This is a genomic window from Hymenobacter ruricola (assembly GCF_015694525.1).
Classification (GTDB): domain Bacteria; phylum Bacteroidota; class Bacteroidia; order Cytophagales; family Hymenobacteraceae; genus Hymenobacter; species Hymenobacter ruricola.
In genome coordinates, this window is record NZ_JADQDM010000001.1 from 472459 (window position 1) to 496530 (window position 24072).

26 protein-coding genes are annotated in these 24072 nt (G+C 63.3%); 14 read left to right on the forward strand and 12 right to left on the reverse strand.

Features of this window, described 5'->3' with window-relative positions; translation table 11 throughout:
* Window positions 1-89 precede the first annotated feature (89 nt).
* The 6 genes from I2H31_RS02085 to I2H31_RS02110 form a co-directional block, all read right to left on the reverse strand.
* The gene (locus I2H31_RS02085) at window positions 90-500 is read right to left on the reverse strand and encodes an EVE domain-containing protein (protein WP_196291341.1); all 411 of its coding nucleotides are present in this window, start codon (window positions 498-500) and stop codon (window positions 90-92) included.
* A 114-nt stretch (window positions 501-614) separates the two neighbouring features.
* A complete protein-coding gene (locus I2H31_RS02090) occupies window positions 615-1979 on the reverse strand; it encodes a DUF3570 domain-containing protein (RefSeq protein ID WP_196291342.1) in 1365 nt (454 codons plus the stop codon).
* Between the two features lie 173 nt (window positions 1980-2152).
* Window positions 2153-2344: a DUF4266 domain-containing protein gene (locus I2H31_RS02095; RefSeq protein WP_196291716.1), complete on the reverse strand. Its 192-nt coding sequence runs from the start codon at window positions 2342-2344 to the stop codon at window positions 2153-2155.
* A gap of 63 nt (window positions 2345-2407) precedes the next feature.
* Window positions 2408-3433, reverse strand: a complete 1026-nt coding sequence (locus I2H31_RS02100) for an FAD:protein FMN transferase (RefSeq protein ID WP_196291343.1) — start codon at window positions 3431-3433, stop codon at window positions 2408-2410.
* A 98-nt stretch (window positions 3434-3531) separates the two neighbouring features.
* Complete coding sequence (locus tag I2H31_RS02105) at window positions 3532-4119, reverse strand: thioredoxin family protein (protein ID WP_196291344.1); 588 nt, start codon at window positions 4117-4119, stop codon at window positions 3532-3534.
* Window positions 4120-4205: 86 nt separating this feature from the next.
* Complete coding sequence (locus tag I2H31_RS02110) at window positions 4206-4631, reverse strand: hypothetical protein (RefSeq protein WP_196291345.1); 426 nt, start codon at window positions 4629-4631, stop codon at window positions 4206-4208.
* A gap of 138 nt (window positions 4632-4769) precedes the next feature.
* On the opposite strand from I2H31_RS02110, the gene polX reads away from it, so the two are divergent.
* From polX to I2H31_RS02130, 4 genes are all read left to right on the forward strand, one after another.
* Complete coding sequence (gene polX, locus I2H31_RS02115; RefSeq protein ID WP_196291346.1) at window positions 4770-6530, forward strand: DNA polymerase/3'-5' exonuclease PolX; 1761 nt, start codon at window positions 4770-4772, stop codon at window positions 6528-6530.
* 57 nt (window positions 6531-6587) lie between these two features.
* Window positions 6588-7649, forward strand: coding sequence for a glycosyltransferase family 9 protein (locus tag I2H31_RS02120; RefSeq protein ID WP_196291347.1), 1062 nt, complete (start codon window positions 6588-6590; stop codon window positions 7647-7649).
* 64 nt (window positions 7650-7713) lie between these two features.
* Window positions 7714-7980 (forward strand): UBP-type zinc finger domain-containing protein, encoded by a 267-nt coding sequence (locus I2H31_RS02125; protein ID WP_196291348.1) that lies wholly within the window; start codon window positions 7714-7716, stop codon window positions 7978-7980.
* Window positions 7981-8035: 55 nt separating this feature from the next.
* The gene (locus I2H31_RS02130; RefSeq protein WP_230687392.1) at window positions 8036-8536 is read left to right on the forward strand and encodes a GNAT family N-acetyltransferase; all 501 of its coding nucleotides are present in this window, start codon (window positions 8036-8038) and stop codon (window positions 8534-8536) included.
* Between the two features lie 132 nt (window positions 8537-8668).
* Here I2H31_RS02130 and serS read toward each other — a convergent pair whose 3' ends face one another.
* Window positions 8669-9940: a serine--tRNA ligase gene (gene serS / locus I2H31_RS02135; RefSeq protein ID WP_196291349.1), complete on the reverse strand. Its 1272-nt coding sequence runs from the start codon at window positions 9938-9940 to the stop codon at window positions 8669-8671.
* Window positions 9941-10375: 435 nt separating this feature from the next.
* Here serS and rho point away from each other — a divergent pair, with 435 nt between their 5' ends.
* Window positions 10376-12694 carry a transcription termination factor Rho gene (rho, locus tag I2H31_RS02140; RefSeq protein ID WP_196291350.1) on the forward strand — a complete coding sequence of 773 codons (2319 nt, stop codon included), beginning with the start codon at window positions 10376-10378 and terminating at the stop codon, window positions 12692-12694.
* 162 nt (window positions 12695-12856) lie between these two features.
* Here the strand turns inward: rho and I2H31_RS02145 are convergent, their stop codons facing one another.
* Window positions 12857-13765, reverse strand: coding sequence for a DUF3667 domain-containing protein (locus tag I2H31_RS02145; protein ID WP_196291351.1), 909 nt, complete (start codon window positions 13763-13765; stop codon window positions 12857-12859).
* Window positions 13766-13863: 98 nt separating this feature from the next.
* On the opposite strand from I2H31_RS02145, the gene I2H31_RS02150 reads away from it, so the two are divergent.
* Window positions 13864-14532 (forward strand): DsbA family protein, encoded by a 669-nt coding sequence (locus tag I2H31_RS02150; protein WP_196291352.1) that lies wholly within the window; start codon window positions 13864-13866, stop codon window positions 14530-14532.
* Window positions 14533-14619: 87 nt separating this feature from the next.
* Here I2H31_RS02150 and I2H31_RS02155 read toward each other — a convergent pair whose 3' ends face one another.
* The 4 genes from I2H31_RS02155 to I2H31_RS02170 all read right to left on the reverse strand — a co-directional run bounded on the left by I2H31_RS02155 (window position 14620) and on the right by I2H31_RS02170 (window position 17650).
* On the reverse strand, window positions 14620-15252 hold the full coding sequence (locus I2H31_RS02155) for a hypothetical protein (protein ID WP_196291353.1): 633 nt from the start codon (window positions 15250-15252) through the stop codon (window positions 14620-14622).
* Between the two features lie 79 nt (window positions 15253-15331).
* A complete protein-coding gene (locus tag I2H31_RS02160; protein WP_196291354.1) occupies window positions 15332-16204 on the reverse strand; it encodes a UbiA family prenyltransferase in 873 nt (290 codons plus the stop codon).
* An 81-nt stretch (window positions 16205-16285) separates the two neighbouring features.
* Window positions 16286-17071, reverse strand: coding sequence for a class I SAM-dependent methyltransferase (locus tag I2H31_RS02165; protein ID WP_196291355.1), 786 nt, complete (start codon window positions 17069-17071; stop codon window positions 16286-16288).
* Window positions 17072-17176: 105 nt separating this feature from the next.
* Entirely contained in the window at window positions 17177-17650 is a 474-nt protein-coding gene (locus I2H31_RS02170; RefSeq protein ID WP_196291356.1) for a hypothetical protein, read from the reverse strand.
* A gap of 76 nt (window positions 17651-17726) precedes the next feature.
* Between I2H31_RS02170 and I2H31_RS02175 the strand changes: the two genes are divergently transcribed.
* The 8 genes from I2H31_RS02175 to I2H31_RS02210 all read left to right on the forward strand — a co-directional run bounded on the left by I2H31_RS02175 (window position 17727) and on the right by I2H31_RS02210 (window position 23927).
* The gene (locus tag I2H31_RS02175; protein ID WP_196291357.1) at window positions 17727-18410 is read left to right on the forward strand and encodes a hypothetical protein; all 684 of its coding nucleotides are present in this window, start codon (window positions 17727-17729) and stop codon (window positions 18408-18410) included.
* The gene (locus I2H31_RS02180; protein ID WP_196291358.1) at window positions 18407-18700 is read left to right on the forward strand and encodes a winged helix-turn-helix domain-containing protein; all 294 of its coding nucleotides are present in this window, start codon (window positions 18407-18409) and stop codon (window positions 18698-18700) included. Before I2H31_RS02175 ends, I2H31_RS02180 begins: the two co-directional genes overlap by 4 nt.
* 167 nt (window positions 18701-18867) lie before the next feature.
* Window positions 18868-20322 carry a B12-binding domain-containing radical SAM protein gene (locus I2H31_RS02185; RefSeq protein ID WP_196291359.1) on the forward strand — a complete coding sequence of 485 codons (1455 nt, stop codon included), beginning with the start codon at window positions 18868-18870 and terminating at the stop codon, window positions 20320-20322.
* Between the two features lie 49 nt (window positions 20323-20371).
* Window positions 20372-20719 (forward strand): hypothetical protein, encoded by a 348-nt coding sequence (locus I2H31_RS02190; protein WP_196291360.1) that lies wholly within the window; start codon window positions 20372-20374, stop codon window positions 20717-20719.
* A gap of 38 nt (window positions 20720-20757) precedes the next feature.
* Window positions 20758-21549 (forward strand): ferritin-like domain-containing protein, encoded by a 792-nt coding sequence (locus tag I2H31_RS02195; protein ID WP_196291361.1) that lies wholly within the window; start codon window positions 20758-20760, stop codon window positions 21547-21549.
* A gap of 90 nt (window positions 21550-21639) precedes the next feature.
* On the forward strand, window positions 21640-23271 hold the full coding sequence (locus I2H31_RS02200) for a DUF4153 domain-containing protein (protein ID WP_196291362.1): 1632 nt from the start codon (window positions 21640-21642) through the stop codon (window positions 23269-23271).
* 43 nt (window positions 23272-23314) lie between these two features.
* Entirely contained in the window at window positions 23315-23536 is a 222-nt protein-coding gene (locus I2H31_RS02205) for a hypothetical protein (RefSeq protein ID WP_196291363.1), read from the forward strand.
* Between the two features lie 34 nt (window positions 23537-23570).
* Window positions 23571-23927 (forward strand): hypothetical protein, encoded by a 357-nt coding sequence (locus I2H31_RS02210; RefSeq protein WP_196291364.1) that lies wholly within the window; start codon window positions 23571-23573, stop codon window positions 23925-23927.
* Window positions 23928-24072 lie beyond the last annotated feature (145 nt).

A 24072-nucleotide genomic window follows, 5' to 3' on the forward strand; every position in this document is an offset into this window, starting at 1 on the left:
GAAAAGCAACTGGAAATACCTACTCCAACGAGCGGTTGCTTCGCTAAAGTTACGCGCAAAAGTGGCTTTTTGCGCGGTTTTTGGCCGGTTTATTTCGTGCCCAGCGCCAGCACGGCGTCAAACTCTTCGGGCCGCACCGGCAGCACCGACAGGCGCGACTGCCGCAGCAGGGCCAGCTCGCGCAGCCGCTCGTCGGCCTTGAGTTGGGCCAGGCTCACGGGGCGGGGCAGGCGCTGCACGGGGCGCAGGCGCACGGCCACCCAGGGCGAGCCGGCTTCGGCGGTGGCGTCGGGCGCGGCGGGGGCGGCCACTTCGGCCACGCCCACCACGGCTTTTTCGCTCACGCTGTGGTAGAACAGCACCAAATCGCCGGGCTGCATGAGGTTGAGGTTGTTGCGGGCCTGGTAGTTGCGCACGCCGGTCCAGGCGGTGCCGTCTTCGGCCGTGAAGGCGTCCCAGGAGTATTTGTCGGGTTCGGATTTAACGAGCCAGTGTTTCAAGTGGTGGGGTGATGGAGTAGTGGGTGATGGATTGATGCGATGGCCGCGCAATTTGCACAAGCCGACCAGCAAACTCCCCAATCCGCCAACCCACCACTCCACCAATTCGCTAGCTCACAGTGCAAAGCCCAAATCGAAGCTCACGATGTTGGCTTTGAGGTCGGCCCGGTCGGCGGCGCTGTAAATAGAGGCGCCGGTTTGCTGGTAGTTCGCGTAGCGCACATCCAGCGACTTGAGGCGCATCACGCGCGGCCGGCCCTGGGCATCCTGGCCGGGCACGCGGAAGCGGGTGAGGCCGTACACCGGCGAGTAGCGCAGCCCCAGGCCCAGCTTGTTGGCCGAGAAAGCAGCTAGGTCGTAGTCGGACGTGTAATAAGTGTCGTTGATGGAATGCTGCGCGAAGGGCGCGAAGTAGCGGGCCGCCGTCTGGGTGTGGTAGCGGTAGAAGGGGTACAGCACAAAAAAGGGCGTCACCTTCACCGGCAGTTCCACCTCGAAGGTGTGGGCCGCCACGCCAAAGTTGTCGTTGTAAAAGCGGTAGAAGCCGCGCACTTGCACCAGGTCGGTGGCGTAGTAGTTCAGCCGCAGGCTCAGCGGGTACTTGAAGCGCGCGCGGGGCAGGTTTTCCACCCGCGCCGCCGTGGGGAAGCGGGCCGAAAAGTCGCCGCCCGCCGCGGGCTCGGGGTTGGCCACGGGGTTGTCGCGGAAATACACCCGGTGAAACGGCGTGCTCAGCAGCCCGTTTTGCGAAACCAGCTCGGTACTGACGGCCGCCTGCAGGCGCTTGGTGAGCACCTGCGAGTAGGTGGCCGAGAAGTTGTAGGTCCGGCGCTGGTCGGTGCCGGCCTCGCCCTTGCCCGTGAGGGAACCCGGCGAGTAGCCCGGCCGCAGCTCCAGCGGCTGAATCAGCGTCACCTGGTCGAAAAAGACCTGGCCCGCGAGGCTGAGCTGGCGGTTGCCGTCGCGCGAGGTTTTGGCAAAAGAAGCCGCCATGTTGAAGGACGAATAATCGTATTCCTTCGACACGCCCGCGCCGATGCCCCAGGTAGTGCCGCGGTACTTGTGCTCCCGCGAGTAGCCGAAGTCGCCGTGGTAGCGCACGTCGTGAGAGGAAGGCGTCGAGAGCGCAAAATCAATTCTATCCGTCGAAGCCGAAGCGTAAAAGTCGGCCCCCACATTGGCCGTGAGGCGGCTCACGGTGTCCAGCGGCACGTTCACGATGATGGCGGGCGGCACGTCGGTGAGGCGCTGGGTGCCACGGCCGCCCTCCACGGCGCCGTGGCTGCCGTCCTGCTGGTAGTAGCCGCCGATGATGTCGATGGTGGTTTCCTCCGCCGCCCGGCTCACCGGCACCGCAGCACCCACGGGCGCCCCGTAGCCGTCGATGCGGTTGGGGTTCTGGGTGGTGCCGGGATTGGTCTGGGCCAATGCTGGCGCGGCCAGGAGGCTTAGGAAAAAAAGTAGAAAAGTGCTTTTCACGGGATGGAAATTATTCCGATTGTCATGCTGAGCTTGTCGAAGCATCTCGCGTGCTAGGGTAAATCAATCGTTGAAGAGGATTACTGCTGCACGCGAGATGCTTCGACAAGCTCAGCATGACGTTCTTTTTGCTCACTGCTCACTGCTCACTGCTCACCGCACGTTGCGCGCTGCTAATTGCAGCCGCAGCCGCCGCCCACTTTGCCGCCGTTGGCCCCACCGGCGCCTTCGCGATAGCTCTCAAAGTTGGTTTCGGGCGTTTCCACGGTTTTGCCGGCCAGCTTCATGTCCTCGTCGTTGAGGTACACTTTCTGGTAGGCCGCCACGGAAACGCAGCCGGGCAGCGCCGCGCCGAGTGGCAGCATCAACAGCGCCAGTGCCAGGCGCGGGCAGGAAAGGAGGTTTTTCACAACAGCCAATACGGTAAATCAGGGGTGCGCGGCGGTGGCGCCGTGATAATAGTTGAGCTGCATGCCCTTGGAAACCAGCGTGCGGTTGTCGTCAGTAATCAGGGTGCAGTCCACGCTTTTGAGCTTGTTGATGAACGCCAGGCCGGCGCCGGGGCCTTGCACGAAGACGACCTCGTCGAGGCCGTCGGCCAACTCCACGTCGGGGCAGACGATGGTGACCGAGCGCAGGCCCACCGACGGGTAGCCGGTGTGCGGGTTGATGATGTGCCCGTACACCTGCCCGTTCACCGTGAAGTATTGCTCGTAGTTGCCGGCCGTCACCACGGCCATATCGGTCACGTCAATCCAGGCGGCCACGCTGCGCGGGTGGTCGGGGTCGCCGATGGCCACGCGCCAGAGCGAGCCGTCGGCCTGCCGGCCCCAGCACAGAATGTCGCCCGAGCCGTTCAGCAGCCCGCCCTTGATGCCCAGCCCGTCGAGCACCTGCCGGGCCCGGCGCAGCCCGTAGCCCTGCAGAATGCCCGCCAGGTTGATGCGCATGCCTTTCTCGGGCAAAAAAACCGTGTGCTGCGCCGCATCAAGCCTGATTTTCTGCCATCCGATGCGCCGCACCGAAGCCCGCACGGCCGCCGAGTCGGGCAAGCCGGCGTGGGCCTGCCGGTCGAATTTATACAGCTTGTCGGCGCTGGCGAAGGTGATGTCGAACGCGCCGTCGCTGAGCTGGGAGAGGCGCAAGGTGCGACTTATCAAGTCAAACGTTTCGGCCGACACGGCCACGGGCCGGATGCCAGCCAGGCGGTTGATGCGCACCACTTCGGAGGTAGAATCCCAGAAGGACAGGAGCCGGTCGATGCGCCGCACTTCGAGCAGGCCGGCCCGCAGGGCGCGCTGCCCGGCCGAGTCATTCTCCGCCACCACCGTGAAGGTGAAATGCGAGCCCATGAGGTGGGCGCTGCGCGTGAAGGTGTGGCGCGGCGCGGCCGTTTGGGCACGGCCGGGCAAGGCGCTCAGCAGCAGCAGAATCAGCAGCAGTTTAGCAGGCAAGGCAGGCGGGGTAGAGACGCGTATTCGCGTCTCGGCAATAGAACGATGGTTTAAACGATTCCCTTACGGCGCGGACGCCGAGACGCGAATACGCGTGTCTACAGCGTGGGCACCACCTTTTTCAGGTAGGCTTCGAACGCGGCCGGGCCGCCGGCGATGTAGCCGGTTTTGGCCAGCACCTTGCCCTCGGGCGAGAGCACCACGGCCAGCGGAAAGTCGCCCTCGCGGTTGAGCTGGGCGGCGGCCGTTTCGTTGAGCTTGAGCTGCGCGGCGGTGGGCTGGTTGCGCTTCTGACGCGGAAAATCGAAGTGGGCCAGCACCAGCTTGTCCTTGGCGTAAGCGGCGAACTCGGGCTTGGCAAAGACTTCCTGCTCGTACATGATGCAGGGCTTGCACCAGTCGGACCCCGAAAAAACCGCCAGAATGGGCCGGTTGGTGGCTTTGGCCTGCGCCTGGGCCGCGCCCAGGTCGGCGAGCCAGCCAGCGGCTTCCAGCCCCGGAGCAGGCGCTACCACCTGCGGCGCCGAAACCACTGGCGACTTGGGCTGCGGCGCGGTGGCCATGTTCCCTTTCGCCTGGCCGCCTGGAGCGTTAATGGCGGTTTTTTGAGCTAGAGCGGGGCTGAACGTGAAGGCCAGGGCCAGCGCGAGGGCCGGCAGGGTTTTGAAGGAAGTGCGAAGCGACATAAGAAAACGAGTAGGGGAGAGGCCGGTGTAACAGCCAATAGCGGCCGTTAGGTTCTCAGCCTAGCTTGTGGCAACGGCCGGCAAGCTCAGGGCCTGGAATTGGGCACGCGCCGCACCTTCAGCACCTTGTTTTTGAGCGAAACCACTTCGAGCGTGTAGTCCGGTTCCTGGCCTTCGTCGAGGTGAATGCGGACCTTGTTCGTGCCGTCGATAACCCAGGTGCCGGGGTGGCCGGCCAGGCCATCAGTGGGCGCGATGTCGAACTGCTCGAAGCGGCCGAACTCCTTGAACGCGAAGCCCGTGCGGCCTCGCGAAGGCGGAAACTTATACGTGTTGGGCCGGTACACCAGCGTGTCGCCGCGGTCTTCCTCGCGCGAGCTGAGCCAGGTGCCCTCGACTTGTTTCATGGAAGCGGGGGAGGTGACAATGGCCGGCTGGTGCTGCTGGCAGGTGGCCGAGAGCAGCAAGAGTGACAGCGGCAGCAGCCGGACAAACGGGGATGACAAGCGCATGAGAAACACAAAAAGGTGAGCGCGCCAAGGTAAGGCGTTTCAGGCGCCTACGCAGAAACGGCCGGGCTGGCCGTGGCCCCGGCTTTCCGCGTAAGCACCCGGGTACGCTACATTCGTTTTCCCAACAACTACTTTCCCGTGGATAACCGCGCCCTGACCCGCGCCTTCAAGCTGGCCGCCCAGCTGATGGAGCTGCACGACGAAAACCCCTTTAAAATCCGGGCCATCGAAGGCACCGCCAACGCCCTCGATGCGCTGAGCTTTCCCGTGGCCGAAGTGGAGCGCTCCGGCCTGCCCGACCGCACCGGCCTGAGCAAAACCGCCGCCGCCAAAGTGGCCGAGCTGCTCGACACCGGCACGTTTTCGGACCTGCAGCGCCTGCTGGAAATAACGCCGCCCGGCGTGGTCGAAATGCTCAATATCAAAGGCATCGGCCCCAAAAAAATCCGCAGCCTGTGGCGCGAGCTGGGCATCGAAAGCATTGAGGCCCTGCGCGAGGCCGCCGAAAACGACCAAGTGAGCAAGCTCAAAGGCTTCGGCAAAAAGACCCAGGAAGCCATCTTGGAGGCCCTGGAATTTGCTGGCCAAAGCCAGGGCAAAGTGCTCTACCCGCAGGCCGAGCAACTGGCCGCCGACCTCGCCCAGCGCCTGCGCGACGCCCTGCAAACCGACCAGGTAGCCGAAGCCGGGGAGCTGCGCCGCCGCCTCGAAATAGTGGAAACCGTGCGCCTGGTGGCCGCCACCGACCAGCCCTCGAAGGCCCATGAGCTGCTGAACTCGCTGGACGGCCTCACCGCCGACCCGCGCCGCTCCGGCCCCTTCGCCTGGCGCGGCAAGGCCACGGAGTCGGGGGTGCAGGTGGAGGTTTTATTGGTTTCGCCCGAAGCCTTCGCTACCGAGGTTTTCCTTAATTCGGCTGCCGACGAGCACCTCGACGAAGCCCTGCCCGGCGTGCAGGGCCACGGCGGCGGGGCACCCGCCACCCTGCGCCAGTGGGCGCGGCGCGAGAAATTCCAGCAGGAAGAAGCCTTGTATGAGAAGGCCGGCCTACAGTTCATCGTGCCCGAGCTGCGCGAAGGATTAGGCGAAATCGGCCTCGCCGCCGAAAAAAAGCTGCCCCGCCTGCTGGAGGACGGCGACCTGCGCGGCTCCCTGCACAACCACAGCACCTACTCCGACGGCAACCACAGCATCCGCGAAATGGCCACTTGGCTGCGCGACCACGGCTACGAGTACCTGGGCCTGTGCGACCACAGCCAAGCCGCCCACTACGCCAACGGCCTCGGCCCGGAGCGGGTGCGCCAGCAGCACCAGGAAATCGACAAGCTGAACGCCGAGCTGGCCCCGTTTCGCATTTTCAAAGGCATCGAGAGTGACATTCTGGGCGACGGCTCGCTGGATTATTCCAACGACGTGCTGGCCTCGTTCGATTTCATCGTGGCCAGCATCCATTCCAACCTGAAAATGGACGAGCGCAAGGCCACCGACCGCCTGCTGCGTGCCATCGAAAACCCCTACACCACCATGCTGGGCCACCCCACCGGCCGGCTGCTGCTGCGCCGCCAGGGCTACCCCATTGATTATAAGGCCGTCATCGACGCCTGCGCCCAGCACCAGGTCATCATCGAAATCAACGCCAATCCCTGGCGGCTCGACCTGGACTGGCGCTGGGTGCGCTACGCCCTGGACCAGGGCGTTCAGCTCAGCATCAACCCCGACGCCCACCACACCAACGGCTACGAAGACATGCGCTACGGCGTGCTGATGGGCCGCAAGGGCCTTTTGACCAAGGAAATGACGTTTAACGCCAAGTCGGTGGACGAAGTGGCGGCCTATTTTGAGCAGCGCAAAGCCAACATCAAGCCGCCGCTGAAATACAAAAAGTCGTTGTTTGAATAGGTTGCCATTGAAGGAACGTCATGCTGAGCGCCGCATGACGTTCTAACGAGTTAATAAATGAAAATCCTCGTTCTTCGCTTCTCTTCCATCGGCGACATCGTGCTGACTACACCGGTGGTGCGGGCGCTGGCCCGGCAGGTGCCGGGTGCGGAGGTGCATTTTGCCACCAAGCCCGCCTACCGCGGTCTGCTGGAACCCAACCCCTACATCACGAAAGTGCACTGCCTCACCGGCAGCCTGGGCGAGCTGGTGCGGACGCTAAAAGCCGAGCAATTCGATTACATCGTCGACCTGCACAACAACCTGCGCACCCGCCTCCTCAAGCTGCGCCTGGGCGTGCCCAACCACAGCTTCGACAAGTTGAATTTCCAGAAGTGGCTGCTGGTCAACTTCAAAATTGACCGACTGCCGCGCGTGCACATCGTGCAGCGCTACCTCGAAGCCGCCGCGCCGCTCGGCGTGCAGGACGACCGCAAGGGCTTGGATTATTTTATTCCCGCCAGTCAGGAAGTCGACCTCGCCACGCTGCCGGCGCCGTTTCAGCGGGGCTACGTGGCCGTGGCCATTGGCGCGCAGCACGCCACCAAGCGCCTGCCCGTGGAAAAGCTCATTGAGCTGTGCGCCCGGCTGGCCCGGCCCGTGGTGCTGCTCGGCGGGCCGGAAGACGAAAGCATCGGCCACGTCATCGAGCAGGCGTTTGAGACGGAGGCCGTGACGGCCGAAACCACTTCGACGGTACCCGACAGCCCGTATTATTTCCCGTCCAAGTCCCCAGGTTTCCAAGTTCCCAGGACCCTAATCCACAACGGCTGCGGGCGGTATTCGCTGCATCAGTCGGCCTCGCTGCTGCGGCAGGCGCAGTTTGTGGTGAGCCACGACACCGGCCTGATGCACATTGCGGCGGCCTTCGGCAAGGAGATTTTCAGCGTGTGGGGCAACACCGTGCCCGCCTTCGGCATGTACCCTTACAAGACGGAATTCAAAGTGCTGGAAGTGCCGGACCTGCCCTGCCGCCCCTGCTCCAAAATCGGCTTCGAGAAATGCCCGCAAGGCCATTTCAAGTGCATGCGCGACCAAACCCTGAACCTGGATTTGCCGGCATCCCGCGACGGACGCTAAACGACCGCGAAAATCCTGCGTCGCCGGCTTGCGGCCTCAGGCACAAGCGTCTTACCTTCGCTTCATGCCCGAACCCTGCCAGCACCTCACTGCCCTCACCAGCCTCAAAACCGCTCCTTCGCACCTCTGCCCCGAATGCGTGGCCCTGGGCGACACCTGGGTGCACCTGCGCACCTGCCAGGAGTGCGGCCATGTGGGCTGCTGCGACAACTCCAAGAACCAGCACGCCACCAAGCACTTCCGCGCCACCCAGCACCCCGTCATCGCCTCCGCCGAGCCCGGCGAGCGCTGGCTTTGGTGCTATAAGGACGAGGAAATGGCGGAATACTAGGCGCGCCGTCCGGCGTGCGTCAAACGCGTTGCGCTTCTTGCGGACCCCCGCGAAAATGTTGCACAACTTCAAAACGATAGCAAAAAGCATGGTCACCTTGATGGAAACCGCGAAGGAGGAGCTAGGCACCTTCTTTAAATTCCAGCTTGACCAGGAAGCCGCTCATTTAGCCGCATTCATGCCGAAAGACACGAATGATAAAGCGGCCTATATCGAGAGGTACACGAAGTACTTAGCCGACCCGACCATCCATATGCGGACGGTAAAAGTCGATGGGGTAATTGCGGGCAGCATCGCCAAATTTATGATGGGTGGCGAAGCCGGGATTACCTATTGGATTGACCGAAAATTCTGGGGCCAGGGCATTGCCACCACCGCCCTGCGCGACTTCCTGAAAATCGAGCACACCCGGCCCCTCCACGCCGGCGTTGCCTTCGACAATTACGGCTCCCGGAAGGTGTTGGAAAAATGCGGCTTTGTGCAAACCGGAACAGATAGGGGATTTGCAAATGCCCGTCAAGCTGAAATCGAAGAGGTGAACTACAAGCTTTCCTAAAGTTCGCAGTCCTTCCGAACTTCAACGAAAAGCCCCGGCACTGTGCAGTGACGGGGCTTTTTATAAATTTAAGGTATCTGCGTTTTAGCCGGACGAAAACTGCTCCTTGGGCCTGTCCGCAATGGCAGGCACCTACCCAATCTTCTGAAAGCCGCAGTAGCTGTGCAGCACTTGCGGCAGCTGAATCCCGTCGGCCGTCTGGTTGTTTTCGAGCAGCGCGGCCACGATGCGCGGCAGGGCCAGCGCCGAGCCGTTCAGCGTGTGCAGGAGCTGGGTTTTGCTCTCCACTTTGTAGCGGCACTTCAGGCGGTTGGCCTGGTAGGTTTCAAAGTTCGACACCGAGCTTACCTCCAGCCAGCGGCCCTGGGCGGCGCTCCACACCTCCAAATCGTAGGTGAGGGCCGAGGTGAAGCCCATGTCGCCGCCGCAAAGGCGGAGCACGCGGTAGGGCAGGTTCAGGCGCTGCAACAGGCCCTCCACGTGGGCCAGCATGGCCTCCAGGGCGGCGTAGCTCTGGTCGGGCTCCGTGATTTGCACGATTTCTACCTTGTCGAACTGGTGCAGGCGGTTGAGGCCGCGCACGTCGGCGCCCCACGAGCCGGCCTCGCGGCGGAAGCAGGGCGTGTAGCCGGCCATGCGCACGGGCAGCCGGTCCACGGGCACAATCTCGTCGCGGTAAATATTGGTCAGCGGCACTTCGGCCGTCGGGATGAGGTACAGGTCGTCTTTGGCGTCGTGGTACATCTGGCCCTCCTTATCCGGGAGCTGGCCGGTGCCGTAGCCGCTGGCCTCGTTCACCAGAACGGGGGGCTGCATTTCGGTGTAGCCGGCGTCGCGCGCCTCGTCCAGAAAGAAGTTGATAAGGGCCCGCTGCAGCCGCGCGCCCTGGTTTTTATATACCGGGAAGCCCGCGCCGGTGATTTTCACGCCCAGCTCGAAGTCGATGATGTCGTACTTCTTAATCAGCTCCCAGTGCGGCAGCGCGTCGGGGCCCAGGGCGGGCTTGGCGCCGTGCTCGCGCACCACCTCGTTGTCGGCGGCGCCGCGGCCTTCGGGCACGCTGGTGTGCGGGATGTTGGGCAGCTTGTAGAGCAACTGCTGCTGCTCTTTCTCCACCTGGGCCAGCTCGGCGGCGGCGGTCTGGGTGTGCTGCTTGAGCTCGGCGGTGCGGGTTTTGAGGGTTTCGGCGCCGGCTTTGTCGCCGGCTTTCATCAGGCCGCCGATTTGCTGGGCCAGCTTGTTGGCTTCGGCCTGGGCGGCGTCGTGGCTGGTTTGGAGCTGGCGGCGGCGCTGGTCCAGGTCGAGGATGGCGGCCACGTCGGCGGGGCCGGTGGGGTAATGGCGCTTGGCGAGGCCGGCCAGCACCAACTCGGTCTGGTCGCGGAGAACGGAGATTTGCAGCATAAAACGGGATGGAATGCCGGCAAAGGTCGGAAGAAAATGCAGCCGCTCCGCGCCCCGCGCTTGCGGTCTTGAAAGGGCAGCGCAACTTATTTCGCCACGCGGCGTGTTTAAACCCAGCTGCACCGCATCCGATTTGGCGGTTTGCCCGTAATGCCCTAACATTGCGGGAGCAACCGGCCGCCGTGGCAGGGTGAGCGGGCCGCAGTGCCCGCCGCCGGCCCGTCTTTTGCTGATATTACCAGCGGCCATTCTGCCCCTCACTTCTTGCTTATTCGTTTGCGCCCCGGGCGCTTCTTCGGTGCATTTCGCGCACCCTGCGAGTACTAGTTGCGGTCCCGCCGCGCTCCGTGCCGTTTGCGGGCCCTGCTCCCCACGGGCTTGCCCCAGCCGCCCGCTCCCTCGCCTCAAGCCGATGTTCCCTCCCTTATTCCCTTTATGTACACCATTAACGAGCTGAAGGACCGGCTGCTGTCCGACCTCAAAGAGATTGCCGAAAAAATGAACGTGGGCAATTTCAAACGGCTTAGCAAGCAGGATTTGATATACAAAATCCTCGACCAGCAGGCCCTGACTCCCGCCGCCGAGCAGCCGGTGACCGCCCCTGCCGCGGCCGTAGCCGAAGTTGCTGCTCCGGCCGCCGTAGCCGCCCCGCCCCGCGCCAGCAAGCCCACCCGTCGCCCGGCCCCCAGCACCGCCGAGCAGCCTTTTTCCGACGTGGCCCCGCCCACCCGCAAGCCCCAGCCGGCCCGCCCCGCCCGCGAACCACGCCGCGAAGCCCCGGCCGCTGCCGCCGCGCCAGCTCCTGCTGCAACCCCCGAGCCCAACGTTGAAATCCTGGACCCCATCGAAGGCCTGGCTCTGGTGCCCGCCAGCGAGGCCGAAGGCGCCGTGCTGGCCAATGAGCCGGCCCCAGCTTCAGCTCCCGAGGATGCTCCGGCTGCCACCGAAACCGGTGCCGATGATGCCCCCAGCGCTGACACGCAGATTAATGGTGCCGACCAACCACAGGCCCAGGCCAACCAGCAGCCCCGCCGCCGCGAGCGGGTAGACCGCGCCGGCCGCCCCATCACCGAGCAGCGTGCCGCTGAGATGGCCGCCGAAAAGGCCGCCGAAGCGGCGGCGGCGGCGGCCAACCCGGCTGAAAACGGCGCCGAAAACCGCGACAATAACCGGGAGAACCGCCGCGAATTCGGGGCCAACGGCTTTACCGACCGCCGCGACAACCGCGCCGACCGGTTTGAGCGCGACAACCGCGAACTGCCCCTGCGCGACGGCCGCGACCAGCAGCGCCCCGCCCGCCAGGACCAGCAGCCCCGTGAGCAACGCAACGACCAACCCCGCGAACCCCGCAACGACCAGCCGCGGGAGCCGCGCAACGACCAACCCCGCGAAAACCGCGACGGCCAGGCCCGCGAACCCCGCCAGGACCAGCCCCGCAACAACCCCGACGGCACGCCCCGGGAGCCGCGCGACGGCCGCGACAACCGCAACCTGACCCGCGAGGAGCGCTACGCCCTGCGCGACCAGCAGCGCCAGCAGCGCGCCCTCAACCCCGACGGCACGCCGCGCACCGACCAGCCGCAGGGCCAGAACCAAAATCAAAACCAGCAACAGCCGCGCCCCCAGCGCCAGGACCTGGATTTGGTGGTGCCCGGCGGCGGCACGTTTGAGCTGATGCCCGACGGCGGCTACGGCTTCCTGCGTTCGCCGTACTACAACTACCTCAGCTCGCCCGACGACATTTACGTGTCGCCGCAGCAGGTGAAGCAGTTTGCCATGAAGGCCGGCGACACGGTGGTGTGCACCATCCGGCCGCCGCGCGAGGGCGAAAAATACTTTGCCCTGGTGGGCGTGGAGAGCATGAACGGCCGCACCGTGGAGGAAGTCCGCGACCGGGTGCCGTTCAGCCACCTCACGCCGCTTTTCGCCGATTCCAAGCTGAAACTGACCACCAAGTCAGCCCAAATCAGCACTCGCGTGCTCGACTTGTTTGCCCCGATTGGCAAAGGGCAGCGCGGCCTCATCGTGGCGCAGCCCAAGACCGGTAAAACCGTGCTGCTGCAGGAAGTGGCCAATGCCATTGCCGAAAACCACCCCGAAGTGTACCTCATGGTGCTGCTCATCGACGAGCGCCCCGAGGAAGTGACCGACATGGCCCGCACCGTGAAGGCCGAAGTGCTCAGCTCAACCTTCGACGAAACAGCCGACCGCCACGTGAAAATCGCCGAAATGGCGCTGGACAAAGCCCGCCGTCTGGTGGAATGCGGCCACGACGTGGTGATTCTGCTCGACTCCATCACCCGCCTCGCGCGCGCTTACAACACGGTGCAGCCCAGCTCGTCGCGCATCCTCTCGGGGGGTATCGACGCGGGCGCCCTGCAAAAGCCCAAGCGCTTCTTCGGCGCGGCCCGCAACGTGGAGGGCGGCGGCTCGCTCACCATCATCGCCACGGCCCTCATCGAAACCGGCTCCAAGATGGACGAGGTTATTTTCGAAGAGTTCAAGGGCACCGGCAACATGGAACTGCAATTGGACCGCAAGCTGGCCAACAAGCGCGTGTTCCCGGCCATCGACATCCCGGCTTCGGGCACGCGCCGCGAAGACCTGCTGATGAGCAAAGACGAGCTGAACCGCGTGTGGGTACTGCGCCGCTTCATGAACGACATGAGTGCCACCGAGGCCATGGAATTCCTCAAGGACCGCATCAAAGGCACCAAGGACAACGAAGAATTCCTGCTGGCCATGAACGGCTAGTACACTGTTTTGACCATAAAAAAAGCCCCGTTGCACTTCTGCAACGGGGCTTTTTGCTATAAATCAACTTTAATCAAGCCTAGCACTACCGAAGTAGCATATCGAGGCCGTAACGGCGCGCGTGGCGAAAGGATTCAACTTTCGAAAGTTATTCTTTAGGCCCTATGAAGCAGCCCAGTAGCACACCAGAAACAGCACGAAGCGGTAGGGAATGATGAGCGCCAGGGCGAAGCTGAAGGTGATGCCAATGGCCTTGCCCCAGCGCAGCGGCCACGGCTGCGAAGGGAAAGCTTCCTTAAAAAACAGCCCGACGTAGGTCGTGGTCAGCGTTATCATCAGCAAGGTCAGGATGCCGTCCTGGTCGACCGCCGGAGTCAGGACCGATGAAATAAGCAGCCCGTACATGAGCAGGGCCATGGCCGCATACACCAGCAGCATGCCGGCAAACAGGTAGGTGCTCAGCATGACCCACTCCACGAAGTAGCGCCGCTGCCGGTAGAAAAACAGGCACAGCGGCCCCGCTAGGAGCGGAATGAACAGAAAAACTAAGCTTTTGGAGTAGCCGTGGGCCAGGTGGTCGAAGTGTTCGGCGAAAGCCGCGAACGTGAGGCCCGTTTTGCGGAGGTGCTGCTGCACCAGGCGGTAGGCGAAGCCACCGTAGAGGTTGCTGCTGCTGAAGTGGTACCGGAGCTTGGTCTCAAAGGCGCTGAAATGCGAGGCCGAGGCCGTCAGGTAAAACAGCAGGTTGGTGACCAGGAACAGCTGCACCGGCGGGGCGTGCGCCACGCGGCGGCCCTGCAGCCACTCGGCCGCCAGGAAGCCCGGCCGCCGCAATTGCAGCCACAGGTCGCGCAGCACGCGCAGGTCGAAGTGCGTGACGGTGTCCACGGTGTGCTCCAGGAAGTGCTTGAGGGCGTAGTCGTGGCGGTGCAGGCGCTTCTCGCCGCAGGCGTGGCAGTAGGCGCCGGCCAGCGGCGTGTGGCAGCTGGCGCACGTCGGCGTTTCGGGCGTGGGCGGCACGGGCACCACCAGGGTGGGAGCAAGGGCCGGGGACGAGACTTCAGTTTCCATCAGGGAGTGAGCTGATTGCCCCGTAAATGTGGTAAAATTTCCTGTTTCCTTGTCTCTGGTTTGGCCGTTGCGCATCGATTCGGCGGTTATTTTGCTTCATGACCCCGGAAACCACGCCCGCCCACCTGCCCGAGCTGCTTTATATTCAGGACCCGCTGTGCGGCTGGTGCTACGGCATGAGCCCCGTGATTCAGCAGGTGCAGCAGGACTTTGCGGGGCGCCTCGACGTGTCGGTGCTGTGCGGCGGCATGGTAAAAGGCGAGGACGTAGGCCCGATTGCCGACGTCTGGGACGACCTGCGCCGCAGCCTGCCCGAGGTGGAGGAAGTAACCGGCGTGCAGTTCGGCGCCGCTTTCAAAGCCCTGGGCGAGGCCGGCGACTACGTCTACGACTCCGAGCCGCCGAGCCGGGCCATCGCCGCTTTCCGCCACCTCACGCAGGACCCGGCCCGCACCGTGGTCTTTGCCCACGCCGTGCAGCTGGCCCTGTTTCGCGACGGCCAGGATTTAAACGACCCCTCTGTTTACAACAACTTGCTGGCGCCCTTTGGGGTCGATGCAGTCGACTTTCAGCGCCGCTGGGCCGCGCCCGAAACGGCCCGCGCCGCCCAGCAGGAGTTCGCCGCCGTGGCCCGCATTGGCGTGGAGGGTTTCCCCACGGCTGTGGTGCGGGTAGGGGAGCAGGGCTACGTGCTGGCCCGCGGCTACCAACCGTATGAGCAGCTTCGGGCAGGGCTGGAGCAGCTGTTGCGGGAGGCAGGGGCGTAGAGACGCACTATGTTGCGTCTTGTCGTCCGGGCCGTTCGGGTGTTGCTTCAACCATCGTTCAACGACGAGACGCAACGTAGTGCGTCTCTACTGCACCCGCACCACTTGCTTTTTGAGCGGCGACCAGGCGATGCGCTGCCGGTCCTCCTTGCCTTTCAGGTACTCGAAGCCGATGGCGTCGGGGCGTTTGCGCAGGTCGTCCCAAGTGGGGCGCTCCAGGTTGGCAATGTCGGTAGGAAAGCCGGCTTTGGCGTCGAGGGCCGGGGTGTGAAACTGCGCGGGCAGAAAAAACCGGTCGATGCGCCGCAGCACGAAGGTTTCGCGCTCGGCCCGGGTGGCCGTGGGCGTTTTCATCTCATACACCAGCGCCGCTTCGAGGTCGGGCTCGGTCAGCATTTCGCGGAAAATGACTTGGCCTTCGGGGCTGGTGATGGTGAATTCGGCGTTGCCTTCCAGGATGGACGGGCCGCGGAAAACGAGGCGGAACAAATCGGACGGGCCCTCGGCGTGGCTGAAATTGTGGCGCTCGCGGGCCACGCGTAAGGTGTCGCTCACGGCCGAAACGGCTTTGGTCGCGGCCGTATCGGGCGCGGGCAAGGCCGTGGTCGTATCGCGCCCTTGCCGGTCGGCCACGCGCGAAACTGTGCCTTCATTCACGGCCGAGGGAGTGGAGTTGCAGGCCGCCAGCAGCGGCAGCAACAGGAGCCAGGAGCAACGCATAGCAAAACAATTTTTGGTTGATGAATGGGATTGATACGTGCCCAACGGCGCGCTAAGTTGCCGAAGCCCACACGGCAACTTAGCGCCACAGTAGCATGGCAATGAAGGCCGCGCTCAGGCACAACGACGACACTTGGTTCATACGCATGGTGTGCTCGAAGTCGGCAGCGCTTTCGTCGTGCCACACGGCCCGGGCCCAGCGGCCGAACAGCGCCACCACCGGCCCGGTAGCCACCAAAAAAATCAGCAGCGGCCGTATTTCCTGGCGCAGCCAGTAGGCCAGCCCCAGCGCCGCCGCGCCCGCCAGCAAGCCCACCGCCGCAAACACAAACGTGCCCCGAATGCCCAGCCGCAAGCTCAGCGTGCGGTCGCCGCGCCGGGCGTCTTCCTCGTGTTGATACACCTGCGTGAGCGGGTAGGAGCCGCACAGAAACAGCGTGCTTACCAGCGCCAGCAGCAGGTTGGTTTTCTCAAAAAGCTGCGCCGAAGTGGCACCCACGCCCACCTGCGTCATCAGCAAAGTAAAAGCGCCTTGGAAAACCACCACCACCAGCGTGCTCAGCAAGGGGTACTTTTTCAGGCGGATGCCTTCGTAGCTGTAGGCTTTGGAAACCAGTAAATACACCATGACCAGGGCCGCAAACGCCCACGACAGCCGCGCCGCGCCCGCCACCGCCAGCGCATCGAACAGCCACACCAAGTGCAGCAACTCCGGCGTGACTTTGGGCGGCGCCTTCAAGCCGCCGATGCTGCCTTCGTCCCGGTCGTAGTAGGAATTGTAGCCGTTGGAAGCCGGGTAGGCCAGCAGGTGCAGCACCACAAACACGCCCGCGGCCCGCCAGCCACTCCAGGGCCCGCGCAAGGCGCTCAGCCCAAACCAGAACACCGGCATGAGGTACACCGAAAAGGGGATGCGCAGCAGCGGCAGGGCTTTTTTGTAGGCGTTGAGCATGTAGCGCGAACTTTGTAGTTCGCGTACCCGAACCGACTGACTGGCGTGGGACGCGAACTACAAAGTTCGCGCTACATCGCGCTACTTGGGCCAGCCTATCAAATAGGTCACTTCCGGGCCCCACCAGTGCCGTTTCTTGCCTGCTTGCCAGGTAAAGCGCTTTTCCGGGTCGGCCGCGCGAGCTAAGCCCAATAGCTCCGCCGTGGAGTACATGCGCAGCAGCGACACTGACCCATCCCAGATGGTGCACAGCGGAATGAGCGGAATCAGATAAGTGAACACCAGCCGGCTGAGCCGGAAGGGCCGGTAAAACGGCGTGAGCAGCAACTGCGCCACCGGCAGCACCGTCCAGGCCAGCAGCAACTCCCCCCAGTGCTTGCCCGCGCCCTCAAACACGCCGATGCCGGTGCCGGCCTGCACGGCATCGCGCAGCATGGCCTCGGCCGCCACGGGCGGGAAGTGGTGGAAGGCCGAGAAAATGGCGCGAAAGCCCGTCAGCTGCGCGGGTACGGCCAGCGCATTCACCGAAGCCGGCTCGAAGCCAATGGCACCGTGGGTGCGCCGGGCAATGTCGGCCCATGCTGCGGGCTGAGGGTAGAGGTCGGTGAGCAGGATGGTGGTGTTGGGGTGGCCGTGGGCGCGCAAGGCCGTGAGCACGGTTTCGGTGCCGCCGCCGGCCCCGGCGCCCAGTTCCAGCACGCGGGTGTGGCCGGTGCGGGCCAGGCCCTCGGCCAGCAGCGGCGCAATGGGCCGGTAGGTGCCCAGCGCGGAAATCATGAAGCGCAGGTAGTCCATCATCCCGGCCCGGATGACGGCTGGAAACCACGGCAGGTCTTCAAACTCGAACAGGCGGAGGCGCAGGCGCATGTCCCAAGCATACGCAGAGAGGCACCTCCTAAGCCATTAGAGCGTACAATGAGCGAAGCATCTTGCGTATTGGAGGTGGCGAGTGTATCTGTAAGAAACTGGTTGCTAAGAATCTGCGATGAAATTGTCAACGGCTCTAGTTCGAAATAGCCAGTGACGGTATATCAAGAGGGCTGCTATGTATGCTGCTGCTAAGTATGAACTGGTGATGGGGAGTATCACGAGTAAGAAATTGAAAAAATTTGTATTGAAATCTAACGCGACGAAAGCTGCTAATAGCAGTACAGGTAAGCCCCAAAGCACTAGTAGACCCATGCCAATTAGTATGAGTCGCTGCATCATTGGCAAAGGCAAAGCGTAAGCAAAAAGGATTTTCGCAAATGGAATGATGACCATCGAAAGAGTCAGGATGCAACCGGCAAAAAATGATGCCCATTCTAACTCACTGCTTTCGATGGGCCATTTCTCTTTATATAAAAAGCAAACTGCCCATCCACTATCACCGATAAGATTAGTGAGCAGCCAAAGGTAAAAACCTCTCCGCAGTGGGTTAAAATCAGTGATTGAAGCGTCAAGCATAAAATATTTGGTAAGCCTGATAGCAAATGTATCAATTCTTTTCTTCAACTTTGCATCACAAAGTACTTCTATGGTTATGAAGCCTGCCAACCCCGACCCACTAGCCCAGCTCACCGAAATCCGCGCCATCATGGAGCGCAGCTCGCGCTTTTTGTCGCTTTCCGGCCTGAGCGGGGTGGGGGCAGGCGTGGTGGCGCTGCTCGGCACCGCGTTCAGCATGCGGCTGCTGGAAAGCGCCTTTCAGGACAGCAGCGTGGTGGGCGGCTACGCGCGCCTGCTGCATTCCTCGGTTGAGATGCGGCGGGCCGAGTTGCCCAGCCTGTTGTTTCTGACCGGGGGCATGATTGGGTTGGCCCTGCTGGTGGCGTTTTTCTTCACCCAGCGCCGCACGCATAATGACGGCCAGAAGCTGTGGAGCGCCCCCGGCCGGCGCCTGGCCGTGGCGCTGGCCATTCCGCTGGTGGCGGGCGGCCTGTTTTGCCTGCGCCTGTACCTAGGCCCCGACGTGGCCCTGGTGATGCCCGGCCTGCTGGTGTTCTACGGCCTCGCGCTGCTCAACGCCAGCAAGTACACGCTGGACGAGATTCGCTGGCTGGGCGTGACGCAAATCGGGCTGGGGCTGGTGTGCTTGCTGCTGCCCGAGTACGGCCTGCTTTTCTTTGCGCTGGGCTTCGGGCTGGGCCACATCGGCTACGGCCTGGTGATGTACAACCGCTACGAGCGGCCGGGCAAGGCCGGTAAACCCGTTATTTCTTCGTGAAGCACCTCATCCACACCCTCAACAAGGCCTTCGACCACCGCGTGCGGCTGGGCGTGATGGCCGTGCTGATGGCCAACGAATCGGTGAGCTTCAACGACCTCAAAGAAGCCCTCGACCTCACCGACGGCAACCTTGCCAGCCACGTCGCCGCCCTCGAAAAGGCCGAATACGTGCTGGTGAGCAAGCAATTCGTCGGCAAAAAGCCCAACACCACCTACGCCGCCACCGCTGCCGGCAAAGTGGCCTTCCAGGAGCACCTCGCCACCCTGGAAAAACTGCTGCGGGGGTAACTTTTTGTCATCCTGAGCGCAGCGAAGGACCTTCTGACCGGTGAACAATTGGCAGTAAATTAAAACTGCGTGAACGTGAGAAGGTCCTTCGCTGCGCTCAGGATGACAGATGGCGCATACGGCTCTCTTTTTTTGCCTATAAGCTTTGAATCACAAAGTTCTTTAAGATGAAAGTAAAGCTTATCCTCCCGGCCCTCACCGAAGCCACCAACCCCTATTGGCGGCCCATCAAGTACTCGCTGTTTCCGCCGCTGGGGCTGGCCACGCTGGCGGCCTACCTGCCGGAAGGGTGGGAGGCCGACATGCAGGATGAGCACGTGGAAACCCTGAACCTGGACGACGAGCCCGACCTCGTCATCATCCAAGTCTATATCACCAACGCCTACAAGGCCTACGCGCTGGCCGACCACTACCGGGCCCGCGGCGCCTATGTGTGCCTGGGCGGCCTGCACGTGACCAGCCTGCCCGATGAAGCCGCGCCGCACGCCGACAGCATCTTTCTGGGGCCGGGCGAGGAGATATTTCCGGAGTTTCTGCGGGACTGGCAGGCGGGGCGGGCCCGGCCGCGCTACGTGTCGGGCGCGGGGCGCACGCTGGTGGGCATTCCGCCCATCCGGCGCGACCTCATTAAGCGGGAGCGCTACCTCGTGCCCAACTCCATTGTGGTGACGCGCGGCTGCCCGCACCACTGCGACTTTTGCTACAAAGACGCGTTTTTCCAGGGTGGCAAGGGTTTTTATACCCAAACCGTGGACGACGCGCTGGCCGAAATCGACCGCCTGCCCGGCCGCCACCTCTACTTCCTCGACGACCATTTGCTGGGGCACACGCGCTTTGCGGCGGGGCTCTTTGAGGGCATGCGGGGCATGGGGCGGCTGTTTCAGGGCGCGGCCACTGTGGATAGTATTTTGCGAGATAACGGGCTGCTGGAAAAGGCAGCGCAGGCGGGTTTGCGCAGCTTGTTTGTGGGCTTTGAGACGCTGAGCCCGGTCAACCTCAAGTCTAGTAACAAGCCCCAGAACCTGGGCCGCGACTACGCCGCAGCCATCCAGCGGCTGCACGATTTGGGCATCATGGTGAACGGCAGTTTTGTGTTCGGGCTCGACGACGACCGGCCCGACGTGTTCCGGCGCACCGTGGACTGGGGCGTGCAGCAGGGCATCACCACGGCCACGTTTCACATTGCCACGCCCTACCCCGGCACCGCGCTTTTCCAGCAGATGGAGGCGCAGGGCCGCCTGCTGCACCGCCGCTGGAACGAGTACGACACCCGCACGGTGGTGTGCCAGCCCGGCCCGCACCTGACGGCCCGCCAGCTCAAGGAGGGCTACGACCAGGCCTACCGCGACTTCTACTCCTGGACCAACATCACCAAAGCCAGCCTGGTGCACGACACGCTGCGTCACCAACTCAAGCACTTCGCCTACGCCGGCGGCTGGAAAAAATTCGAGCCCCTCTGGAATTTCATGATAAAGTCGCGCCACCTCGACTCCATGCGCCCGCTGCTGGAAGCCATCCTGAGTAAGGTGCGCGGCAAGGATGGAAAACCTGGCCTAGAGCCGTTGGCGCAGCAATCAGGAGATTCTGAGATGCTGATGTCGCTGCCGGTGCTGCAGCGGTGAATGGCATAATATCAATTCGATTTTACCAAGCCGCAACACGGGCAACCAGATGCAAAATCCATTCGCAAAACCTCACACACTGGAGCAATGGCTGGCAAGCAGCCTGTGCTGGACGCTAGCCTGCGTAGGCGGGTGGCTGGGATTGGCAACGCTGTTTGAGAGACATCTGAGCAGCGAGAATGCTGATTTTTTTATCCTGTCAAGCTTTTGGTTAGCACACTCACTCATCTGGTGGCAGGCATTGTCAGGAGGGGAGGAGTGGTTACAGTTTACAATAGAAGTGACTTCTGTAGCCAAAGTGGCGGGCTGTATTTGGTACGCCACATTGACGGTTTTTCAAATAGCGACACTGCTGATTGGCGGCGTTTGGACGCTTGCTTCCTTGGTCTTTTTCTGAGCCTGCTGCGACGTTTTTCGCCATTAACCAATAAACTCATGACCTTCACCGACGTCAAAACCTACTTCCAGGCCAACCGCGCCAGCGCCGCCGAACTGCCCTGGCACGAGGCCGCGCCGCTCACGCCCGCCGAACTGCGCGCCGTGCGCTCCTCCCTGCAAACCTTCCAGCGCGGCGAAGGCACGGGCGGCGACCACCTGCTGGACCTGGCCCGCGCCTACGGCGTGCCCGATTACGCGGCCGCCATGCAGCTGTTCATTGCCGAGGAGGAAGGCCATGCCGAGATGCTGGGCCGGTTCATGGACCAGCAGGGGATTCCCCAACTGCACACGCACTGGTTGCACGAGGTGTTTCGGACACTGGGCCGCCCGCTGGGCCTGGAGCACATGGTGCGCGTGATTCTGACCGCCGAGGTGGTGGCCGCCGTCTACTACCGGGCGCTGGCGGCGGCCACGCCATCGGGGCTGCTGCGGCAGATTTGCCGGCGCATTCTGCACGACGAGGAAATGCACCTCGCGTTTCACTGCCTGGCCATTCGGCAGTGGTCGTTTGGCCGCGGCCGGCTGAGCGGGTGGCTGTGGCGGCAGTTCTACCGGGGGCTGATGGCCGGCACGGCGATGGTGGTGTTCGTGGCCAGCCGGCGCACGTTTGCGGTCGGGGGCTACGGCGTGGGCCGCTTCTGTGCAGCCATTGTGGCTGAGTATGGCCGGCTGGAGGGCATGCAGCGGCCCGGTGGCGTGCTGACCCTGCGCCACGTGAACGACTTGCTGCCTCTCGCTGAAGTCGGTGCATCCCCGGTGGCGGGCCCGCAGATTGTAGTGCCGCAATAGGGGAGGCGCCAACCAGCTTCATATCCCTAGCCCTGGCCGTTCGGCCAACTTTTTTGAAAATCTACTTTGAAATACAAAGCGTTTTAATCCATGGAATCTTCTTTGCAACCCGGGGCGCAATGGCCTGCTGCTGTGCCGCCCGTCGCTTTTGCTACTACTACTGCTCACCCGCCGCTCACCAGGGCGCAAAAGTTGCTGCTGCCGCTGGGCGTGGTGCTGTTCGACTGGCTGTTCTGGCAGGAAAAGGGCGGCGTCAATCTGCTTGTGTTTAGCTTATTTGTAGTGGTAGCGCAGCTGGTGCTGCTGCCGCGCGTGGCGGCGGTGCGGCGCTCGGGCTACTTCTGGCTGGCGGTGGGCGGCAGCGTTTTCGGCGGGGCCATGATGGCCGTGTACGGCTCCGGCGCGGCGGCGCTGGCTTGCGGCACCTCGCTGCTCATGCTGCTGGGCTACGTGAACCAACCGCACTTGAAGCTGGTGCCCTATGCGGCGCTCACGGCTGCTAATAGCGCGGCGCAGGCCTGGCTGCGGGTGCTGCGCGGGCTACGGGCGCCACGCCACGGCGGCGCGGGCATGCGCCGGGGCTGGTTCTACGGGCGCTTGCTGGTGGTGCCGGTGGTCATTCTGGGGGCGTTTCACCTGCTGTTCGCGGTGGCCAACCCGGTGTACGACCGGCTGAGCGGGCGCGCGCTGGCGCTGCTGGGCGAGTGGCTGGCGCGGCTGATTCCGGATATCTCGCTGGTTCACCTGCTGTTCTTGGCGCTGGGCTTTGTGGTGGTGGCCGGCGTGGTGGTGGCGGTGCCGGTGTTTGCTTTTGCCGACCACGAGTCGCGCTTCGGCGAGTTCATCCGGCGGCAGCGCGACGGGGTGGCCTCCTTCGGCGTGCGCCGGCCCGATTTCCGCTGGAAAGCCGCGCGGGCGCTCGATTTGCGCAAGGAGTTCTACGCCGCGGCGGCCGTATTTGGGCTGGTGAACGTGCTGCTGCTGGCGGTGAATGCCATCGACATCAACTGGCTGTGGTTTGGGTTTGAGCCGGCGCCGGGGTTCGATTTGGCCCAGTTCGTGCACGAAGGGACTTATGTGCTCATCTTCAGCATTCTGCTGGCCATGGGCATCGTGCTGTGGTTTTTCCGGCGCAATCTCAATTTCTACCAGCCGGGCCTGCGCTGGCTGCGCGGCGGCGCTACGGTGTGGGTGCTGCAAAACGCGGTGCTGGCCGTGTCGGTGGGCTTGCGCAATTATTACTACATCCTGCACAGCGGCGTGGCTTATAAGCGCATTGGCGTGTGCTTTTTCCTGCTGCTGGTGTTTTTCGGGCTGGGCACGGTGCTGCTCAAAATCTGGCAGCGCCGCTCGGCCTACAGCCTCGTGCGGCTCAATGCACTGGCCGTGTACGCGGTGCTGCTGCTGCTGGCCACCGGCAATTGGGAGGTCTGGATTGCGGAGTACAACCTGCAGCCGCGCTTCCGCAGCATCGACGTCGGCTTCCTGCTCAACATGCCCGACCGGGTGCTGCCCACGCTGCAGGCCCGCCGCGCCCTGCTCAACCACGCCACCCTGCTCACCATGGACTCTGAGGACGGCACCGGCGAGGTCATCACGGCCGAAGACGCCCAGCGCCGCCTCGATTTCGCCCTCAACAACGCCAGGGCGGAATACGCCGGCTATACCCACTGGCAGGGCCTCACCTACGCCGACTGGCAGGCCCGCCAGGCCTTGCGGTAGCCACGCAGCATATCAGCACATCAATTAATCAGCACATCAACTCATGGCTTCCATTCCTCCCTTCCTGCTGACCTTTTTGGGCGTCATTTTCTGCATCGGCGACGTGGCCGCGCTCGGCCTGCTGCTCACCTGGCAGCAGCGCGCCGCCACGCCCGATGCCCGCTTCCGGCGCTGGCTGCGCGGCGTGCTGCCGGCCACGGTGGTGCTGCTGGGTTTGTTGCTGCTGGCTTTCACCCAGCTCATGCTGCTGTGGTCGTCGAAGTAAATCGCAGCCTTTTTTCACCTAATCCTTGCTTTTTATGCTTCAGCATCATGTGCGGCACTTGCTGCCCCATTGGCCGGAGGTGCCGCCCCGGCTCTGGCTCACGGCCGGGGGCGTGGGCCTGGCCGGCCTCAGTTTGTGGTTCGAGCGGGAAATCTGGCAGCATCCGGTGCAGGCCGAGTTCTGGACCTGGGTGGCCCTGACGCTGCTGTTGCTGGCCGGCGGACTGCAAACCATCGGCGTATTGCTGCGCTGGCCAGCCACCTACAGCGGGCCGCGCTGGATGCGGTTTGCCATTTGCTGCGTTTCGCTGGCCCTGGGTCTGGGCGTGGGGCTGCTCACGCTGCTGTCCTTCATCAGCGGCCTGCGGGCGGCGTTTCTCAGCGCCGGCTGAGGCTAGGCTATCCGAATAGCAGGCAGTGCCATCACGCAAAGCTCGGGCGAGCAAAAGGGCAGTGGCTTTGCAATGAAAAAATTGCGTCTAAACAAGAAGCGCCTTCGTGAAGCTTGCAGCTCGGCGGCGGCCAAAGCCCGCATTC

What these genes read in the sequence shown, in the direction of transcription:
- I2H31_RS02095 (WP_196291716.1), bottom strand. Translation starts at nt 2,344, where the DNA reads ATGCTGCCACTCGGCGCGGCGCTGCCCGGCTGCGTTTCCGTGGCGGCC.
- I2H31_RS02105 (WP_196291344.1), bottom strand. Translation starts at nt 4,119, where the DNA reads ATGTCGCTTCGCACTTCCTTCAAAACCCTGCCGGCCCTCGCGCTGGCC.
- I2H31_RS02110 (WP_196291345.1), bottom strand. Translation starts at nt 4,631, where the DNA reads ATGCGCTTGTCATCCCCGTTTGTCCGGCTGCTGCCGCTGTCACTCTTG.
- I2H31_RS02120 (WP_196291347.1), top strand. Translation starts at nt 6,588, where the DNA reads ATGAAAATCCTCGTTCTTCGCTTCTCTTCCATCGGCGACATCGTGCTG.
- I2H31_RS02125 (WP_196291348.1), top strand. Translation starts at nt 7,714, where the DNA reads ATGCCCGAACCCTGCCAGCACCTCACTGCCCTCACCAGCCTCAAAACC.
- I2H31_RS02130 (WP_230687392.1), top strand. Translation starts at nt 8,036, where the DNA reads ATGTTGCACAACTTCAAAACGATAGCAAAAAGCATGGTCACCTTGATG.
- serS (WP_196291349.1), bottom strand. Translation starts at nt 9,940, where the DNA reads ATGCTGCAAATCTCCGTTCTCCGCGACCAGACCGAGTTGGTGCTGGCC.
- rho (WP_196291350.1), top strand. Translation starts at nt 10,376, where the DNA reads ATGTACACCATTAACGAGCTGAAGGACCGGCTGCTGTCCGACCTCAAA.
- I2H31_RS02145 (WP_196291351.1), bottom strand. Translation starts at nt 13,765, where the DNA reads ATGGAAACTGAAGTCTCGTCCCCGGCCCTTGCTCCCACCCTGGTGGTG.
- I2H31_RS02150 (WP_196291352.1), top strand. Translation starts at nt 13,864, where the DNA reads ATGACCCCGGAAACCACGCCCGCCCACCTGCCCGAGCTGCTTTATATT.
- I2H31_RS02155 (WP_196291353.1), bottom strand. Translation starts at nt 15,252, where the DNA reads ATGCGTTGCTCCTGGCTCCTGTTGCTGCCGCTGCTGGCGGCCTGCAAC.
- I2H31_RS02160 (WP_196291354.1), bottom strand. Translation starts at nt 16,204, where the DNA reads ATGCTCAACGCCTACAAAAAAGCCCTGCCGCTGCTGCGCATCCCCTTT.
- I2H31_RS02165 (WP_196291355.1), bottom strand. Translation starts at nt 17,071, where the DNA reads ATGCGCCTGCGCCTCCGCCTGTTCGAGTTTGAAGACCTGCCGTGGTTT.
- I2H31_RS02170 (WP_196291356.1), bottom strand. Translation starts at nt 17,650, where the DNA reads ATGCTTGACGCTTCAATCACTGATTTTAACCCACTGCGGAGAGGTTTT.
- I2H31_RS02175 (WP_196291357.1), top strand. Translation starts at nt 17,727, where the DNA reads ATGAAGCCTGCCAACCCCGACCCACTAGCCCAGCTCACCGAAATCCGC.
- I2H31_RS02185 (WP_196291359.1), top strand. Translation starts at nt 18,868, where the DNA reads ATGAAAGTAAAGCTTATCCTCCCGGCCCTCACCGAAGCCACCAACCCC.
- I2H31_RS02190 (WP_196291360.1), top strand. Translation starts at nt 20,372, where the DNA reads ATGCAAAATCCATTCGCAAAACCTCACACACTGGAGCAATGGCTGGCA.
- I2H31_RS02195 (WP_196291361.1), top strand. Translation starts at nt 20,758, where the DNA reads ATGACCTTCACCGACGTCAAAACCTACTTCCAGGCCAACCGCGCCAGC.
- I2H31_RS02200 (WP_196291362.1), top strand. Translation starts at nt 21,640, where the DNA reads ATGGAATCTTCTTTGCAACCCGGGGCGCAATGGCCTGCTGCTGTGCCG.
- I2H31_RS02205 (WP_196291363.1), top strand. Translation starts at nt 23,315, where the DNA reads ATGGCTTCCATTCCTCCCTTCCTGCTGACCTTTTTGGGCGTCATTTTC.
- I2H31_RS02210 (WP_196291364.1), top strand. Translation starts at nt 23,571, where the DNA reads ATGCTTCAGCATCATGTGCGGCACTTGCTGCCCCATTGGCCGGAGGTG.